Source organism: Chitinophaga agrisoli, assembly GCF_008386695.1.
Taxonomy (GTDB): domain Bacteria; phylum Bacteroidota; class Bacteroidia; order Chitinophagales; family Chitinophagaceae; genus Chitinophaga; species Chitinophaga agrisoli.
In genome coordinates, this window is record NZ_VUOC01000064.1 from 1 (window position 1) to 367 (window position 367).

Here is a 367-nt window from a genome sequence, read left to right on the forward strand (position 1 = left end):
TCTCTCTCTGAATATTCGGAGGATCCGCCGTTGTTCTCTTTCCTTTCGTAGTCTTTCTCATATTCGCCTTCGACTTCTTTTCTTTCACCTCTCTTTGATTTCGTTCGCTCGGCACTAATACCGTTCTTGCCAATGGAGAACTTATCGTGGGTCCTACGTTCTTCATACTTTTCCTCTTCACCGTATTTTTCGTATTCGGAACCTTTGCTGTATGAGCCGTCGCTGTCGTTATCCTCCTGGTGTTCAGATCCGCGTTCTTCATATTCATTACGATCGTAATCAGACTTGTATCCTTCTTTTTCTAAAGTCAATCCTTCGTCTTTCGAGATGGATATCTTTATTTTTTTGTCTTCCGTGTGCTCGTCTT

Annotated in this window: 1 protein-coding gene; it reads right to left on the bottom strand. The window is 42.5% G+C overall.

Features of this window, described 5'->3' with window-relative positions; translation table 11 throughout:
• A partial coding sequence (locus F0L74_RS34600; protein ID WP_188316286.1) for a hypothetical protein occupies positions 1-367 on the bottom strand: 367 nt, incomplete at both ends.